The following is a 17,193-nucleotide window of genomic DNA, read 5'->3' as shown; positions in this document are numbered from 1 at the left end:
GGCGGCGGAGGAAGGGTTTCTTGATCCGCGAGGAATGACGGGCCATCGCATTGGCCGAAAAGTGGGAACCGGTTTTAGGGGGAGCCGATGCGCGGAAATGGCCCGGCAGGGGAAGAAACCCGACCGACCCGCTGAAGGCCCGGAGGCCCGCGTGGTAAGGGTCGCCCCTCGGCAGGCCCGCGGGCGCGTATCCACACGGGGAGCCGGCACCACGGACCGTCCTCTCGCCCACGCCGCCTGCGTCCCGCCCTCCTGCGCCTTCCGGCAAGGCTCATCGGGGCAGGAAGGTCACCGCATCTTCCGGAGTGAGTTGAAGCCGCAGACTTGCGGTCATCTGGTCCGGACCCAGCCAGCGCAGATCCTCGTTGAAGTCGCCGAGTTCCGGCGACAGCACCAACGGCAGGATCCCGCATTCCTGCGCCCTGCGGCTCAATCCCTCGATCCCATGCCGGCCGGCCGCATCCGCGTCGGCGGCGATGTAGAGGCGCCGGCATTCGGGCGGGACGTTGAAAGCCGCGAGGTGATTAGCAGTCAGGGCCGCGACCATCGGCATGCCGGGCATCACGTGTGAGAGGGACAGCATGGTTTCGAGGCCCTCACCTGCCACCAGGACAGGCGCGGACGCATTGACCGAAAAGCGGAAACGGACGCCATTACCGAGCAGTCCGCCGAGCGCGCGGCGGGGATCGTCCAGCTTGGCCTTGCCGACTCCGCTCGGGTCGAGCCCCGGGGACAAATAGGTGCGGTGCACGCCGGTGATCACTCCGGCGTCGTCGGTGACGGCTGCGATCAGGGCCGGATAGCTCGTCGTCCGGCCAGTCATGAAATTGCGATAGTAGCATGACGGGTGGAAGCGCAGCGCCGCGTGGGTCGACGCCCGCAAGATGCCACGCTCGCGCAGATAGATATCGGCGAGCGTACCCGCCAACGGCTGCGCCATTCGAAACAGCCGTCGTGCCTGCTCCGTCGCCGGCCGCTCGACCGGAGAGGCATCACCGACGTCGCCCCTGAGGTCCGACACCGGTTCGCGTTGGGGCAGACTGAGAAAATGACGCGCCTCCTCGGCAACGTCACGGAAGTCCACGAGGCCACAGGTCTCGCGGAGGAGATCGAGCAGGTCACCGAACTGACCGGTCGCGGCATCCGTCCACCTGCCGGCGCGCGGGCCGATCAAATGCACATAGAGCGACCGGCCCCTGCTGTTGGCGACGTCGCCGACGAGCCAGTAGTTGCCGGCGCGGCGGCCGGCGGAAAGATAGTGACGGCAGACCGCCTCCGCGTGTTGCGCGAGACGGCCCGCCAGGTCCGACGCGGAAAGCATGGCAGACCTCCGTCACGACCGGCGCGCGACATCGACGAGGCGATGACGCTGCATCAGGCTCGACAGGATCTCCGCACCCTCATCCGTCAGCGGCACGAAGAAGCGCAGCTTCCAATTGATCATCTCGGAGAACAGACCGATCGACCGCAGCCAGTCGCGCATGCCGTCGGTAAAGCCGGTCAGTTCGACGCGGTACTCGTTCATCACACGCACGCGGCGGAGCGTCATGTCACCGGCAAGACCGACAATCGAGGATCCGTCGACCAGCGCCACCCACGCTTGGTCGCCGCTCAGCACTTGCGTCTGATCGACCCCGAAGTTGCGGCAAAGGCCAGCGAGCCGATCCGGAGCAATGACGCGGCCGACGATCCGCTCGCCGTCATCGGTCTGAAGACGCCGCACCCGGCAGAAATCCTGTGGCAGCAGTTTCCAGATCGGCAGCAGCAATCCGCTGACGATGTGCACCGTGGACGTCGAGAATTCGGGCACGGCGGCAACCTCGGCATCCCAGGCATTTGCGAAAGCCTGCTCGTCTATTTCCTGCCAGCTGGTCTCTTCGAGCTGCCGGACTTCGAAGCGGAGCTCATCCGTCGGCCGGATTAGCGAGACGCGCGGCTGAATGGAGCCGTCTTCCAGCATGATGGAGCGGGTCGGGACCATCACGGCTGCCCGGCCCGAGTTGCCGTTGATCATCAGCTTCGCGCGCGGATCCTGCCTCACAAGGGTCTGAACATCCTTGAGCTGCATCGGCGCATTGCGATCCCTGCGCTCGATGGTCAAGAGGTGCGACCGCGCGCCGGTGACCGGATGGGTGTAGATCAGCCGGCGGTCGGTGACCGTCATGCTGTCTGCGGTGATCGTCTCCAGGCCCTTGTCGTAAATGCCGGCAGCAATCGCCCCCTCGATGCGGGCGGCGAGCAGTTGCTCGAAGGCCTCGAACAGCACGTTCTGCATGGTGATGGTCAGCGCCAGCATGCGATTGAGGAAGGTCTGGATGGGTGGCAGCTCATCCTTCAATCCGCCCTCCTCCGAGGTGAGCGACAGGCCGGTGATGCTTTCGAACGTTTCCAGCGAGCAGCCTTCGATCCTGCCAGCATGCAGCAGTCCGTAAAATTGCCGCAGCGCGTCGCGGGCATATTGCGATTCGAGATTGTCCTCGGATCGGAACATCCCCTGCCCGCCGGTCTGGCGCTGGCCGCGGGTGATGGCGCCTAGCGTGTCGAGACGCCGGGCAATGGTCGAGAGAAAACGCCGTTCGGCCTTGACGTTGGTGGCGATCATCCGGAACCGGGGCGGCTGCTTCTGATTGGTGCGATGGCTGCGCCCGAGGCCCTGGATCGCCACGTCGGCGCGCCAGCCGGCTTCCAGAAGGTTGTGAAGACGCACGCGCTGATTCTTGGCGCCGAGATCCGCGTGGTAGGATCTGCCGGTCCCGCCGGCGTCGCTGAAGACGAGAATGCCTTTTTCGTCGTCCATGAAGGCGCGGGCCTCATCGAGATTGGCGCTGCCCGGCCTGTTCTGCACGGCATAGCGGGCAATGGAGCTGTTGTTTTCGCGGCGGACGATGCGGCGCGAGCGGCCGGTGATCTCGGCGACCTGGCTCGTTCCGAAGTGCTGGACGATCTGGTCGAGCGCCGTCGGGATCGCCGGCAGGCTACCCAAGGTTTCGACCAGTTCGTCGCGCCGACGCTCGGCCTCCCGGCAGATCACCGGGTTGCCGTCCGCATCATGAACAGGCCGGGAGCTGAGATTGCCCTCGGCGTCGGAGAATTCCTCGAAGAGCTGCACCGGGAAGGAGTGTAACAGGTAGTCGATCACATATTCCCGCGGCGTGACGTCGACCTGCAGATCGCCCCATTCCTCGGTGGGGATCTGTGCCAGTCGGCGCTCGGTCAAAGCCGCGCCCGTCGAGACGAGCTGGACGATCGCAGCGTGACCCTCTTTCAGATCTGCAGCGGTCGCTTTGAGAAGGGCCGGCGCCTTCATCGAGATCAGAAGATGATTGAAGAAGCGCTGCTTCGAGCTCTCGAAGGCCGAACGTGCGGCCGCCTTGGCTTGTCTGTTCAACGTCCCGGTTTTGCCGGTTATACCGGACGCCTCCATTGCAGCATCCAGGTGATTGTGGATCACCTGGAAGGCCTCGGCGTAGGCATCGTAGATCCTGACTTGCTCCTCGGTCAGCTCGTGCTCGAGGATCTCATATTCGACGCCCTCGAAGGAGAGCGACCGCGATGCGTAGAGACCCATCGCCTTCAAGTCTCGGGCCAGCACTTCCATCGCCGCAACACCGCCATCCTCGATAGCCGCGATGAACTCGGAGCGGCTCGGGAAGGGAAAGTCGCTGCTGCCCCAGAGACCGAGCCGTTCAGCATAGGCAAGGGATTCCACATCAGTTGCGCCGGTCGCCGAAACATAGACGATACGGGCGTCCGGAAGTGCACGTTGCAGGCGAAGTCCCGCCCTGCCCTGTTGCGATGCCGCCTTGTCGCCGCGCTCCGTCTTGCCGCCGGCGGCGTTGGCCATGGCGTGGCCTTCATCGAAGACGATGACGCCGTCAAAATCACTCCGGAGCCAGTGGACGATCTGCTGCACGCGCGATCGCTTGCCCTCGCGCTCATCGCTGCGCAGCGTCGCAAAGGTGGTGAAGAGGATGCCTTCCTCCAGCTTGATCGGCTTGCCCTGTCGGAAACGCGACAGCGGCGTCACGAGCAGCTTTTCTTGGCCCAACGCGCTCCAGTCGCGCTGCGCGTCCTCGATCAGCTTGTCTGACTTGGAAATCCAGACATGGCGACGGCGGCCTTTGAGCCAGTTGTCGAGAATGATGCCGGCAGCCTGGCGGCCCTTGCCCGCGCCCGTGCCATCACCGAGAAACCAGCCGCGGCGGAAGCGGACGGCATGTTCTGCATCGGATCCGACGACCTTGGGATTGTCGAAGGAGCCATCCACTGTCCAATGGCCGGCGAGATAGCCGGAATGGGCTTCGCCGGCATAAATGACGCTCTCGAGCTGGGCATCCGAGAGATCGCCGCTGGTGACGATGCGCTTCGGCAGATGCGGGCGATAGCTCGGCTTCGGCGGTGCGACCGAGGCCATCGCAACGGATTCGACCAGCGTGTCAGGATGAGGTTTTGCGTCGGGAATGTGGATCGACTGCAGCCGGTAGGTCTCGTAGATGCCGTCGGCAGCGTTTGCCTCATCCTTCGGCCGAGCGTCCCGCAGCTCGTAGGAGAGTTCGATGATCTCGTCATCGACGGGTATCGGACGGACCGTTGCTGCAGGCTGCGCCTGTCCTCCGACCGCGGGGCGATGCGTCGGGGTGGCAACCGCTGCTGGACGCATCGTGTCCGCGCGCAGGCTACCGTTAGAGAGCGCACCGATGGAGTTCGACGCCGCCGCGGGCGCGCGGGGCGGAAGGCCGGTGATCCAGGTGAGCAGTGTTCCGAGATCGTGCGCGGTACCCTTCGACGTCACCAGCTTCGAAGGATCGCCCGCCGGGATCTTGTCGATCACGATCAGGCGCGTTTCCATCGTCGTTCCATGACGGGCGTAGATGCTCCCGTCGATCGCCGCGGTGAACAGCACCGTGCCCTTCTCCTGCAGCCGTACGAAAGCATCCCGCCAGGCGGGATTGTCGGGAGAAAGACTCGCGCCGGTGATCGCGACCAACCGCCCACCGGGAGCAAGCCGCGCCAATGCGGAGGCCAGATGCCGCCAGGCGGCATCAGCCACGCGACCTTCGACGTGAACGCCGGCTGAGAAAGGGGGATTCATCAACACCACGGTTGGGCGAATGGGACGATCGAGGTAATCGTCGATATGCGCGGCATCGTGCTGCGATACCGGAACGCCGGGGAAAAGCCGCTGCAGCAGCGGGTGCCGGACCATCGCGTATTCGTTGAGCGTCAGGTGTGCACCCGCGAGTTCTGCAAAGATCGCCATTATGCCGGTCCCAGCCGACGGCTCGAGCACCACGTCAGCGGCTATGATGCCGGCAGCGCGACATGCGACGTAGGCAAGCGGGATGGGGGTCGAGAATTGCTGCAGTGCCTGGCTCTCCTCGGATCGGCGTGTATGGGTCGGCACGAGGTTTGCCACTTTCGTCAGCATCGCGAGCGTCGCCTGGGGCGACGGGGTACCGGATACGATCGCGCGGAATTTGCGGAGGAACAGGACCTGGGCGATCTCGGTCGCCTCATAGGCCTCCTTCCAGAGCCAGACGCCCTCTGCGTCGCTGCCGCCGAAAACCTCGGTCATGATCTGCCGCAGGTCAGCTGTGCCGAGGACTCTACCTTGCTCCAGCAGCGGCGTGATCCGACCGCCAGCATTCATAAGTGCGTCAGCGCCGGTTTTGGTCTCAAGACGTGGAGAGCTGGAAACGATTTGCGGATGCGAGATGATATTCATCGAAGGATGCTCCAAGAGTGAGGAAAGAACAGGGGAACCCAGCGTCCTGCCGAAGGGCGGAGGAACGAAATTGGGCTGCCAGGGCAGGATCGGGGATCGCCGGCTTAAACCGCCGGTTATCGTCAGCGTCTAGGTCGCCGGGCTTACGAGCAAGCCAGTCGGATCATCGGGATCGGGCGGCAGATAGGCATCGTAAGGATTGCCATCGGCGAGATGGCCGAATGGCGTAAAGACGTATTCGCCGTCAGTGCGGCCGACGGCGCAGAGCACGTAACGCGGCTCGCGCGTCACCGCGTCGAGACACTCCATGAGCGCCAGATTGCCGTCGGCTGCTGCGCGCAACAGCGTATCGAAATTCGTGCTGGCATGATCGGGGATAGCCATTGCAGTTCTCCATGAAAGAAAATGCCCGACACGGCGGCCGGGCTGACGGTGATGGTGATGTTGATGTTGAGGTTAGTTTTGATCTGTCTCGAGGCGCGTCAGGAGGCACTCTCGAGCAACTTCTTCGCTTTGCCTTCGAGTTCGAGACGCGTCTCCTGATTGGTCTTGGTGCGCGCCAGCGCGGTGATGCCCTGCACGAAATCGAAGACTGACTCCGGTGGCCGTCCCTCCTCCGACAGCACCATCTCGATCACCTTGCCGGTCTCGCCTTTCGAAAAGCCGCGCCGGCGCAGGAAGGTTTCGCGGTCGTCGTCCTCGCGCGCGACGATCCGCTCGCGCGCCGCCCTGATGCCGGCGATGAAGGGCGCAGGCGACGAATTGGCGAAGCTGGTCAGCGCGGGTGCTGCTTCATGCGCGAACCGCTGAGCAGCAAATTTCGAATGCCGGATGGTGATTTCCTCGAAATTCTCCGTGCCCCAGAGATTGCGGTTGGCGCAGACCGCTCGCAGATAGAAGGAGGCGATGCCGAGCGTCTTCGATCCAACTTCCGAGTTCCAGGCGTAGAAGCCGCGGAAATAGAGGTCGGGCTCACCGTTTGGCAGGCGTCCGGCTTCGATCGGATGGGTGTCGTCGACCAGGAACAGGAAGACGTCTCGATCACTGGCATAAAGGGTGGTCGTGTCCTTGGTGATGTCGACGAAGGGATTGTGGGTCATCGTCGCCCAGTCGAGAACACCTGGTACTTTCCACATCGTGTCGCCGGTCCCGTTGCCGGCGATCTTCATGACCGACGAGACCAGTTCATGATCCCAGATCCGACCGTATTCCGGTCCGGTCACTGCGCGCAGTTCCAGCCGGCCGTCATCCATCTCAAGCGTCTTGACGAGCTCGGCACGATGGTTGAGCAGGCCATGCTGCAGGTTGATCGCCGCAAGCGGCGCCGGCAGTTGCCGCATATAGGTGGCGGGTGCGCCAATGAGACTGCAAAGCTGGCCGTAGCTCCAGTGGGTCGGTGCGATCGCTTGACGCTGACCGGGAACGAGAAGCTCAAGCCGCTCCGCATTGTCGCGCGTTGCTTCGACGCGGATCGCAGCACTCTCGATGGTGCGGGCATGGGCGCGCTCGGCGCGGGACCGGACGGTGTCGTAGAGATCGCTCAGCGACAGGAAGCGTTCATCGTCGGGGCGCGAAAACCATTCCGACGAAACGCGGCCGATCCGCTCACCGCGAGAGAGATCGACCTTGAAGGGAGAACGGGCGGACGGGTTGTTGGACGTGAGAGTAGTCATAAGCTGTCTCCTTAAAAGCGGAAACCCGGCGCGGCAGCCGGGTGAGGTTCAGGGATGTCTCGGGAAGAAGAAGGATCATTCGGAGGCCAGCCGGCGATGCGCCGACTGGATCGCTGAGAGCGCTGCCTGGAATTCGGCGCTTCCGACCACGTCGGAAAAATCCATCGTGGTGGCGACAGAGAGGCATGCAGCATGGACCTCGTCGTCGGTCACCGCCTCGGATGTTAAACCCTTAAAGCTCGGGTCGGCATCGAGCACCGCGGTGATTGCGTCGCGCACACCACCCTCCTGCAGCCTGACCAGGACGTGGGAAGGCTTTGGCGGATCGACCGGCTCTTCAGGATCCGGGTCTCCGGCGAGAATGGCTTCTCCTCGGGCGATCGCCCAGGCAGATCGAGCGAGCCATCGAGCGACGGTGGCCGGGCCGCACGGACGTCATCGAACAGGATCTTCAACAGGCCGAGCAGGATCTCGAAATGACGCGCCCGGCGCTGGACAGGTTCGTTGAACTGCGGAGGGATCTGGAGCGGCGGCCCCGCATAGGCCGCATGTGCACCGTCCCAGATGCCGGTGATATGAATTGCGCCCGAGGAATCGACGTCCTTCTCGGCGATATCCCAACTGTCATCTTCGATGGCAGCACGGCACGCCTCGTCCAGCGTGTCAGCTTCATAGGTGCGATGCCGGAAGACCGGCAGGTGATAGGTGGTCTCGATGGTGAAGTCAGGCATAGGTGCCTCCTGAAACGGAAAAACCCGGCGCTATGGCCGGGCTATTGGGAAAGCAGACCCGACCGCAACGGCGATCGGGTCAGCTGATGTGATGCTTGTGAACCTATTCGGCGGCGGCGAGATGCTCGCCGTCGATTCCACTTTCCTTATCGCCGGCGTCATCGTCCGACGTTCCCGGCTCGTCGAGCAGGAAGGCCGGCAGGTCGGGGAGTTTCGAGGCGGTCTCGCCCTCATCGGACCCGACGGAGGCATCATCGGCGACAGCGTCACTTTCGCTGATGCCATCCACGACCGTCATGCGAAGCGGTTCCGGCAACCAGCCGCAGCCTGTGATCAGCCGCTCGGCCTCGCGGGCCATGTCGGTCTTTTTGAGATGGCCGATCAGCTCCGCCGCCTGGTAACCCTTGGCTTCTCGGACCGCCTGTAGGATGTGCGCCTTGGTGACACGGCCGAGATAGTTGTCGGCGGTCGGCGTCCAGCCGACTTCCACCATATCGAAGCCGATGGAGCGGGCCAGCTGCTCGGCATGAGCAATCGCCCGGGTCCGCTTGTTCCAGGGCTCGATCACCGCGTTGACCGACAACGAGGCGCAATGGGCAAACAGCGCCTGCCGGCTGACCTCATCGAGCTTGATCAGGAAATCCCACAGATCGTTCGGATCCTTGGGCAGATCCTGGCCCCAGCCATCGTGCCGCTGATCGATCTCCTTGGCCCAGACCGCATCGCCGAGGCTGGGCGTCTGGCTGAAGCGAGCGCTCTGCAGCGTCACCTCCAGGCATGAATCCGAGCCGTAGACGTAGAAGGTTTTCAGGACAAAAGCATGCAGGACAGCGACAAAGGCGATGACGGGATCGTTCGCGAGCGCATTGCGCAAAGCGATCGTCCGAGCTGCCGTGAGATCGAGAACCAGGCGATCGGGAAGTGGCTTGATCGCTTCGTCCTCCTCGTCCGGTTGGGTGCCTTCCCCGCCGGCGGCGCCGGTTACCGGGCGAGCACTGTCATGAGCGTCATGATCGTCACCGCCATCAGTCGACGGATCGGCCTCATCCTTCGGCTCATCCTCGGGCCGCACGAATCCTCGCTCGATCTTGAGCTCGCCAATGGCGCCGAGCGACACGAAGACACCGCCGCGAGCGACCTCCTGTGGCTCGAACACGTACGGACGGTCGTTGAGCCGGTCGAGTTCGCTGCCGAGCTCTTCCAGCTTCCGTTCGGTCGCTTCTGAGTACTCGCTTGCCTCCGCATACTCTGCGTCGAGCTTGTCGTATCTGGCGCGGGTGGCGTCATAGCGTGCCAGCTCATCCTCAGTCATTTCGGCCTGCTCGCCGTAGAAGCGGCGCAGGCCGGACGTGTGGCCGTAGGGGAAATCGAAGGCCGCTTCGACCCATTTCCAGCCTTCGCTCACCTGGATCGCGTCGGCGTCAGCCTTGAGCTTTTCCATCACGAGCTGCTCGAGCAGCGCCGGATCCTGCAGCCAGCCACCCTGATCCTGGTCGAACAGATCGCGCATGGTCACACCGCCCGCGGCCTCGTAGGCTTCGATGCCGACATAGACGGCGCGGCGGTCGCTGGCGCGGATCGCGGTTTCTGTCAGTAGCCGGCGGATGTAATAGGGCTCGCGGCTATGGGAGCGCGAGATCGTGTCCCAGACCTGCTCCTGGCGAACGTGGTCGTTGGTGATCGAGAACGCCATGATCTGTTCGAGCGTCATCTCATCCTCGGCATAAAGATCGAGAAGCCGCGGTGAGACGGATGCCAGACGAAGCCGCTGCGTGACGGTCGCGACCGAGACGAAGAAGCGCGCGGCGATCTCCTCCTCGCCGAGCCCCTGCTCCCGCAAAGTCTGGAAAGCGCGGAACTGGTCGAGCGGATGCAAGGATACGCGCTGGACGTTTTCGGCGAGCGAGTCCTCGACTTCGGGGGTTTCGCCTTTGCTGACGATGCAGGGAACGCCGGCGGTTTTGGCCAATCGCTTCTGCGCGACAAGGCGCTCAAGGGCGCGATAACGGCGCCCGCCGGCCGGGATGCGGTAGACGCCGGTCTCGTTGCCATCGCCATCGAGTTCGGGGCGGACGTTGAGGCTGGTGAGCAGACCGCGATGGGCGATGTCTTCCGCCAGGTCCTCGATTGAGACGCCCGCCTTGATCTTACGGACGTTCTGCTGGCTGAGCACCAGCTTGTTGAAGGGAATATCCCGGGCTGCACTGAGGGTGATTTTCTGAATGGCCTGGGCCATGTCGGTTTCTCCATGACGGACCGGGCGGAGCCTCTCTCCAACCCTCTCAATCCGTCACAGCTTTCCGTCCCTCCTCTTCCTCTACCGCCTTCTCACCATGTCCCACCGCTTCCACTGGCGAAGCTTCCCTTTCGGCCAAGATCCGGTAATGCTGCGTCAGGGATCGAAGCCCTCGGGTGAAGACTGGCACGGCCATGCTTCAGCGTTGCCGACAGCCCGGGCCGAAGACGATGCCAGTCGAACCGATCCGCGACGCGTTGTGCACGAGGTGCTAAAGCGAAGGGAGCGTCCAGGTGTGCAATCCGCTCCCTCAGTTCCTCCCCCGGCGTTGCGCTCGAGCGACATTGTCCACGGCCTTCCCCAGGATCGCGTTGAATAGGACTTCATGCGCGTAAGAATACTAATTGTGTTCTTCTTTTGTTCCCCTCCGCATTAGGAGCCAGGCCAAACTAAAATAGGAAAATCACCCCAACGAGCAAACCGCAGCCGATAGCGCAGAAGAGCCAAGGGACTAGCGAATTTGAGAAATTATGTGCGGTTCGGGACCGGGATAAGAACGTGTCAGTGGACCGGGATGGCGCGCTCGCCCGAGCGTTCGATCGCCAGGAGATGAACGCCGATGAGGCATACACTCGGGCATTTGAACGACAGCGTCCTAAGCAGTCGATTGGCTGCGGCAATTCGGAAAAACATCGGCGAGCAGCCGATCTCCCAAGTGCCATTCTACCAACCCGACGTCTGGCGATACCACCATCTACCGATGCGGAACGGGCCTCCCGACCTTTCGAAAGGAGGTCTGCCTGCCGACGTGAGAGCTGCTCTCGAATTGCCAGCGGGACTGACTGCAGGGGCTGTGCTAATGGCAGCGTGCTGTACCTCGCCGAAGATCGTCGAAGCACATCTGGCGTCCCGGGCCGGGCGTTCTGCTTCGTGAATACGAAAGGGAAGGATCGCAAGGTCGAAGCCGGCATTTTCTGCGCGTGGCCATGAAGAACTGTCGCGCCTTCCTACAGCCTTGGGCAAAATGGCTTCAAAACGAACGATGACGGGCGGGCTTCACCGCCGCCAGATCGGCCTTGAAAGTCCGTTTGGAACGGACAATTTTCCTTTCTTATAAAGTCTCCTTGCGCACCACTTTTAAAGGTGCCATTTTTGTCCGTCATGAGCGAACAAAAACGCGATAAGTTAAAGTCGATGCTGGACGAGGTCCCGGCAGGCTTCATCGTGGATTCTGCATGGATGCGGAAAATGGAAATCCGCCGGAGCTCGACACATGACTATCTCCGCCGAGGCTGGCTCGAGCCCGTCATGCATGGCGTTTATCGGCGTCCCTCAGGGCGGGATGGTTCGGCAGAAGAACGTATCGACTGGCGCATTGCGGTCATGTCTGCACAGACGATCATGAATTACCCGTTCCATGTCGGCGGCCGCACGGCGCTCGGACTTCGCGGGCATGTGCATTACCTGGCGCTAGGGGCCGCCGAAAAAGTCTTCATCTATGGCGATGCTCCCCGATGGCTCGCGAATCTCCCCACCAATGGCCTCCCCGTCCTGCGCAGCACGCGACTCTTCAAGACGGCGAATCTTGGGATCGAACCACTGGCGGCTGAACCGGACGGCAACGCCATTCTGTTTCTACAGAACTGGACGATACGCGCTTCAACGCCGGAGCGGGCCATCCTCGAAGCGCTGGACGAACTGCCGGACAACGAAAGCTTTCATAACATCGATACGATCTTCGAGGGTCTGACCAACCTGCGCCCGCGCCGTATCACCGAGCTTCTGGCCGACTGCACCAAGGTCCAGGTGAAAAGGCTTTTCTTTGTCTTTGCCGACCGCCACGAGCATGCCTGGCTCAAGCATGTCGAGCGGTCGATCATCGAACTTGGAAGCGGCGACCGCTCATTCATCAAGGGCGGTAAACTGCATCCCACATACCGCATCACCATTCCCGAAGAGTATCTTCCCGGGAAGCCGGAGGGCAACGATGGCCCGTGACCAGTATATTTCCCAGCTCGAGCTCCTCGTCCAGGCTTTGCCGATGATTGCCGACGAACCAGTTTTCGCCTTGAAGGGTGGAACCGCCATCAATCTCTTCTACAGAGATCTCCCGCGTCTCTCGGTCGATATCGACCTGACCTACCTTCCGCTCAAACCAAGGGACGAGAGTTTGGCCGAAATCGACGCGGCCCTCGACCGGATCGCTGGGGAGGTCGAAAGCATCAAGGGCGTCCGGGCTAGGCGAATAGCCGGCGGTGGCGGCGGCGATACGCGCGTCGAGGTGAGGCGGGGCCACACCGCAATCAAGATCGAAACCTCTCCAGTCGCCCGTGGCACGGTGCACCCCGTCGAACAACGCAGGGTCAGCGAGCGAGTCGAAGACCAGTTTGGCTTTGCAGAAATGCAGGTTGTCGCCTTCGAAGATCTCTTCGGTGGCAAGATGCATGCAGCAGTCGATCGCCAGCATCCGCGCGATCTATTCGACATCAAGTTGCTCTATGAACACGAGGGACTGACGGACCCGCTGTTTCGCACCTTCCTCGTCTACGTGGCGAGCTCCGGACGCCCGCCCCACGAGCTGCTGCAGCCAAATAGGGCCTACGTTGCACATGTCTTCAATCAAGAATTCGATGGGATGACAATCGAGAAGGTCTCGCTGGACGAATTGCTGGATGTCCGGGAGCGGTTCCTGAAGGACATCCAGGCGCGCCTTGATGACAAGGCCCGCACGTTTCTGCTGTCCCTTCACGATGGTGACCCCGACTTCGAGGCCATCGGCTTGCCGCACGCCCTCGCCTTGCCGGCTGTCCGCTGGAAGATCCTCAACCTGCAAAAACTAAGGAACGACAATCCGCCTAAACACGCCGAACAGCACGAGGAGATCGAGCGCCTCTTCACACGATGATGCGCCTTTGGCAGATCTGCAGGATCGATGATCCGACGGCTGGCTCGCTTCTCCTAGCGCCCGACGCCGCGCCTATCGGAGATTACCCCTTCGGTCTTCCTCGAAGGCCGTACTTCCAGCTGGTGATTTCGCTCAAAAATGTCGAATTTCAAAAACCCAGCGACTACAAAGGTTTAGCAGAGTTGGTCGCGACCAACTTCTCTACGGAGCCAACCGTCCCCGCGGTTCTCTTCGAAATGGCCCGACCGCCCTACCCCGCTCTCGTTTGCGCCAGACCATTCACCTTCAACAAGGCCATGATCATCGGTCCCAGCGAAAATTCGCCTCGCTCAGACCGCCGCGTGAGATCCCGCAAGTATCCGCCCGGAGAATTGATCATGTTTGCTCGCTCCAGAATGCCGGCAACCGCGACCGCCGCATTTTCCGGCCCCATGACCTCACACGCCTCCTGATAGGCCGATGGGCTGATCCCCAGCATCGACCGGACCGCGACTGCTGCGGACATCAACTCGCGCCAGGTCCCGATCGCGCCGCCAGCCCCATAATCGATAATCTGCGGGCAAGCTTTCAACACCAGGCCGAGTGGAAACGCCTTTAACGGCTCTCGCTGGCCCCCATTTCCTTCGCTCGATTTTGCCCCCCGCTCTTTTCTTGAGCTAGGTTCAAGTTCATTGATGGATTCGGGTTTTGAATTCTGTATGTGCTGCTCGATATGGGCAGCATTGCCGCTAGATTTTTCCGCTTTTTCCTGATTTTCCAGCCGGTTGAGCACCTCCTCTTTCAGCATCTGCATTTCTTCCAGGATTGCCCGCACATCAGCGGGCGATGGTGTGCGTGGTATTCGAGCAATCAGCCCGACGTAAATGTCTTCGATAGCCTGCCAATCGCCTTCTGCCCCTTCCTCCATGGCAGCCGAAATCAGCTTGCGCACGTCGCGCCGGCAGATCGTCAGATTCTCTTTCATCCTCTTGAAGGCGGCGCGCTCCGCGACGATCTGCTGCGCCAACATGGCGAGCTCTTCCGCGCGAGACAGCAATGGCGAAAGATCGAAACCGAAGGCGTTCTCGATATCACCCGTGTGGTCTCTGCGTACGTAGCGCTTGCCGTTGGCGCTATCTTTTCGAACGATCAGGCCGGCCTCAACAAGCACGGCAAGATGCCGTCGGAGGGTGGAACCCGCCATGCCATGGGCACGCAATGACAGCTGCGCGTTCGACGGAAAAACGATCAGCGGCACGTCTTGGCGCAAATCGTTTTCCGGATAGAAGCTCAGCAAGGCGTCAAGCACCGCCAAGCTGTTGGACTGAATGCCAAGCAGAGCCATTGCCGCCGAAACGTCGCGAAAGACTTTCCACTTCTCTGCCGACTTCCCCGCCTTGATCTCGGCAACAGTTTGCTGTCGTCTGACCAGGGCAAGCGAAATCGGCCGCCGCCCAAAGGGCGTCGTCACATTTCCCGTTTGCATCGTCTCTTACCTTTCAGCAGGCAAAAGAAATTTGCTCACCAGATCGGTTCCAAAGACTCTTGACGAGGATTCGAGGAAATGCGATTCTGTTCGTGCTAAAGAGACAGAAGGGCTTCCGCGACGGCAACGTTGAGGGGGCTCTTTTCTTTTGCGCGTTACGCTTCCTTCTTCTGTTTCTGTTTCGCACGGTGCGCTTCATAAAGCGCCGGCAGTTGTTCGAGCACGAAGGCCGCAAAGTCCGGCATCGCCTTCCGATCGATCATGATTTCCACCTTCGCCTTGCTCTGCTTCACCTGCGCCAGGCGCTCGCCAGCAGGGCTCGACATGACCTCAGGGAGACCGCGTTCCAACCGGCGCGGCTTCAGATGTGCAATCAGCGCCTTGAATCGCTCTGCGGACTGAAGTGACTGCAACTCGCTGGAACGCACGTGCTCGAGGACGTTGTCGGCCGAGGAGGTCTTATCGATCAGCTCTGCCAGTTCCTGCCAGCTTCTGAGGCCGATACCGGGGGCAGGGCCGATGGCATCGATCAAGTCCGAGGGAAGGGCCTCGATGATGGAGAGCATCTTGGAGAGATCGCCTTTGTCGACTGACATCGATGAGATGATCAAGTCGCGGGTAAAACGTTCTTTCAGGCGGGCGGCAAAGCGCGCCTTCTCGATAAAGGATAGATCCTGGCGCTCGTTATTTTCCTGACCTTGGGCAACCACCAGCTGCTCGTCCGTCAAATCCCGCACGACCGCCTTGACCGCTAGACCGAGTTCCGTCACCGCGCGCAAGCGGCGATGGCCGAAGGCAACTTCATAGCGGCCGGACGTCTGCGGATGAGGGCGCACGAGGATTGGCACCTGCTGACCCTGTTCCTTGATAGACGCGAGCAGCCCATCAATGTCACCCGGCATCCGATCCTGCATGAACGAAGGGTCAATAACCTTCGGATCGAGATCGATCACTGCCTGTCCCTCGGCAAGACGCCGTTCAATTTCCTCGGCTCGTTCCACGCGATCGTTCTGCTCGCGCAAAGCGTTGCCGATATTGGCGGTCAGCTTGGTCGCGGGGTCACGGTCTTTGCGGGCCACGCCGAGAAGCGGCATGGTTCGGCTTTTTGGCGCTTGCGGATCGTGCGGCGAAGGCGCGGTCGGTATAGTTGCGGAAACGCCCAAAATGTCCTTTCGGCTCATGTGGATCTACCCCACGCTTTTTTGATCAAAGATTCGATCTCGTCATTGACGGCGTTCATCGCCTCCAAGGCGCGATCGTAGGTGGAACGCGTGAATTGGCCCCGCTCGACTTCGAAAAGAGTCTGGTTTGTCAGCCCGGCATCGGAGACAGCCGTCGTTTTCAGCATCGGAAAATTGAGCACGTTCTCGCCGAAGATCGACCGGAGGTAACCTACCATCTGGTTTTGTGGGCCGTCGCTCGGCTCGAAGCGGGTGATAAGATACCGCATCCAGTTGAAGTTGAACCTGGCGCCAGCATTTTCGATTTCCCGCAGCAGGTTTGACGTCATTGCCAGAAACTGGTTCATCGACATGACATCGAGCATCTGCGGATGCACGGTCACCAGGATCGACGTTGCGGCGGTCAGCGCCGAAAGCGTGAGATAGCCGAGCTGGGGAGGGCAGTCGATGACGACGACGTCGTAATTGTCCGCGATGTCCTCGATGACCTGGCTGATCCGCCCGTAGAAAAGCGTATCGCCTTCCTTGCGGCTCATTAGGGCGCGCGGTGTGTCGTGCTCGAACTCCATAAGCTCAAGATTGCCGGGAATGAGATGGAGATCGGGTATGTAGGTTCCCCGGACTACCTCTTCGATCGGGCGCTGCTCTTCATCGTAGCGAATGGCGCCGTAGAGCGTTTCGTTTGGACCTACATGAATTTCCGGCTGGTTGCCGAACAAGGCGGACAGGCTGGCCTGAGGATCGAGATCGATCGCGAGCACGCGATATCCCCGCATCGCAAGATACTGGGCCAGATGTGCCGACGTCGTGGTCTTGCCCGACCCACCCTTGAAATTCATCACGGAAATGACTTGCAGTTGCTCGCCATCGCGCCGGTGGGGCAGGTAGCGTCGATTGCCGCGACCCACCTGATCCATATGCTTCCGGATCTCATGGATATCCTCGATCGAAAATATACGACGGCCGCCCGCACCCGTACTGACGTTCAGTTCCGGCATGTCGGAAGCGATTTGGCGAAGATAGGATTCTTTGACGCCGAGAAGCTTTGCGGCCTCCGACGGCCCAAACCCTCGGATGCCTTTCTCTGCAGACGGCGGAAAGACCTTGACATGATGCGCTTGCAATTGTCCCGACAGGGCCTCAGCATGCCGCTCCATCAAAGCGGTCAATCCTTCGATTTCCGACGCTGCCTTTACTGCGTTTTTCGCCATCCCATAACCCGTTTCCTGCCAGTGGCGGTTTGAAGCGACAAATCGAAAGAATTCCGCCGATGGCAA

Annotated in this window: 10 protein-coding genes and 1 pseudogene; 2 read left to right on the top strand and 9 right to left on the bottom strand. The window is 61.4% G+C overall.

Annotated features, from left to right (window positions below; genetic code table 11):
* Positions 1-271: 271 nt before the first annotated feature.
* From RL_RS24455 to RL_RS24430, 6 genes and pseudogenes are all read right to left on the bottom strand, one after another.
* Positions 272-1,321 (bottom strand): DUF7146 domain-containing protein, encoded by a 1,050-nt coding sequence (locus RL_RS24455; protein WP_011654504.1) that lies wholly within the window; start codon positions 1,319-1,321, stop codon positions 272-274.
* Between the two features lie 12 nt (positions 1,322-1,333).
* Entirely contained in the window at positions 1,334-5,725 is a 4,392-nt protein-coding gene (locus tag RL_RS24450; RefSeq protein ID WP_041936622.1) for a bifunctional class I SAM-dependent methyltransferase/DEAD/DEAH box helicase, read from the bottom strand.
* Between the two features lie 129 nt (positions 5,726-5,854).
* Complete coding sequence (locus RL_RS24445) at positions 5,855-6,109, bottom strand: DUF6117 family protein (RefSeq protein ID WP_011654502.1); 255 nt, start codon at positions 6,107-6,109, stop codon at positions 5,855-5,857.
* Positions 6,110-6,207: 98 nt separating this feature from the next.
* Positions 6,208-7,398: a hypothetical protein gene (locus RL_RS24440; protein WP_011654501.1), complete on the bottom strand. Its 1,191-nt coding sequence runs from the start codon at positions 7,396-7,398 to the stop codon at positions 6,208-6,210.
* Positions 7,399-7,473: 75 nt separating this feature from the next.
* Positions 7,474-8,129, bottom strand: a pseudogene (locus RL_RS24435) (hypothetical protein).
* Positions 8,130-8,232: 103 nt separating this feature from the next.
* Positions 8,233-10,365, bottom strand: coding sequence for a ParB N-terminal domain-containing protein (locus RL_RS24430; RefSeq protein WP_011654499.1), 2,133 nt, complete (start codon positions 10,363-10,365; stop codon positions 8,233-8,235).
* 1,161 nt (positions 10,366-11,526) lie between these two features.
* Here RL_RS24430 and RL_RS24425 point away from each other — a divergent pair.
* Complete coding sequence (locus RL_RS24425; RefSeq protein WP_041936621.1) at positions 11,527-12,363, top strand: type IV toxin-antitoxin system AbiEi family antitoxin domain-containing protein; 837 nt, start codon at positions 11,527-11,529, stop codon at positions 12,361-12,363.
* Positions 12,353-13,270, top strand: coding sequence for a nucleotidyl transferase AbiEii/AbiGii toxin family protein (locus RL_RS24420; protein WP_011654496.1), 918 nt, complete (start codon positions 12,353-12,355; stop codon positions 13,268-13,270). Before RL_RS24425 ends, RL_RS24420 begins: the two co-directional genes overlap by 11 nt.
* Before the next feature lie 250 nt (positions 13,271-13,520).
* On the opposite strand, the gene repC is transcribed toward RL_RS24420, so the two are convergent.
* From repC to repA, 3 genes are all read right to left on the bottom strand, one after another.
* Positions 13,521-14,735: a plasmid replication protein RepC gene (gene repC / locus RL_RS24415; RefSeq protein WP_011654495.1), complete on the bottom strand. Its 1,215-nt coding sequence runs from the start codon at positions 14,733-14,735 to the stop codon at positions 13,521-13,523.
* A gap of 155 nt (positions 14,736-14,890) precedes the next feature.
* Positions 14,891-15,916, bottom strand: a complete 1,026-nt coding sequence (gene repB / locus RL_RS24410) for a plasmid partitioning protein RepB (protein WP_041936620.1) — start codon at positions 15,914-15,916, stop codon at positions 14,891-14,893.
* On the bottom strand, positions 15,913-17,127 hold the full coding sequence (gene repA, locus RL_RS24405; RefSeq protein ID WP_011654493.1) for a plasmid partitioning protein RepA: 1,215 nt from the start codon (positions 17,125-17,127) through the stop codon (positions 15,913-15,915). Before repA ends, repB begins: the two co-directional genes overlap by 4 nt.
* Positions 17,128-17,193: the final 66 nt, after the last annotated feature.

It is taken from the genome of Rhizobium johnstonii 3841 (assembly GCF_000009265.1).
Lineage (GTDB): Bacteria > Pseudomonadota > Alphaproteobacteria > Rhizobiales > Rhizobiaceae > Rhizobium > Rhizobium acaciae.
Note: the sequence above shows the minus strand (reverse complement) of the source record. Positions and strands in the feature narration are given on the sequence as shown.